The organism is Cupriavidus sp. SK-3, from assembly GCF_000611145.1.
Classification (GTDB): Bacteria; Pseudomonadota; Gammaproteobacteria; order Burkholderiales; family Burkholderiaceae; genus Cupriavidus.
Window position 1 is genome coordinate 1 of the sequence record NZ_JFJV02000046.1, and the last position, 881, is coordinate 881.

The window sequence follows — 881 nt, forward strand, 5'->3', positions numbered from 1 at the left end:
CGCGCCGCCTGCCTGATCCTGGGCGGTGAAAGCGTAGTACTGCAGGTCCAGCCAGAAATGATTGGCGCCTTCGGCGAAAGCCTGCTCGACACGGTCGAGCAGTTCCGGCCACTGCTTTTGCAGCATCAGGCGCTTGAGCTGGGCCCGCAGTTCGGCGCGCGGCGCCACCAGGCGTGTCTTGCCGCTGTGCTCGTGCGGCGGGATCTCGGTCAACGTATCCCATCGTACGCAGCGCATCAGGCGGTAGGCCGCGAGATAGCCCTGCGGTTGCTGGCGCAGGTACAGCGCCATCTGGCGCGCCCGATCCAGCAGATCGCGTGTCGAGGCCACCTCGCCCAAGGCTGGCAGGACCGAGGCGGCCGCAGGCCCGGATGGCTCGTCCCCGCCAGGGTTGCCGGTGGCCGACGGTGACTCGACCCGGCCCTCGAAGCGACGGATGAGCCCATCCAGCGCCGGGCGAGCCGGTTCCGGCCACTGCGCCGTACGTTCGAGGATCAGCGCCAGTGCCGACAGGGTACGTTCCAGCTGCGCGCCGGCCAGGCCTGGCACCCGGTCGAGCCGGTCCGTGAAGGTCGCGCCGGCCAGCCATTCGAGTGCCGCCTTGCGGCCCTCGGCCCGGGCGGGCAGCAGCCGGGCACCAAAACGGTCGACCAGTGCCGACAGCAGCTCGAAGCCAGCGGCGACCCCCTCGGCGCCATCGCGCCGCATGCGCCCGTAGACGTAATACACGGCCAGACGCAAGTCCTTGGCGGTCAGCTTGAGCAGCCGCTCGGCGGACTCGACGATCAGCGTGTCGTCCACGCCGGACAGCTTGGCCACCTCATGCTTGATGGCGAGGAAGTCGTCGTCGTAGCCCGGATCGTCGCCGGCCGGGGCGTCGG

The 881-nt window shown here is 70.0% G+C and carries 1 protein-coding gene; it reads right to left on the reverse strand.

Features of this window, described 5'->3' with window-relative positions; all coding sequences use genetic code 11:
- Window positions 1-881: type VI secretion system protein TssA (gene tssA, locus CF70_RS04940; RefSeq protein WP_035861219.1), on the reverse strand; the 881-nt coding region annotated here is incomplete at both ends.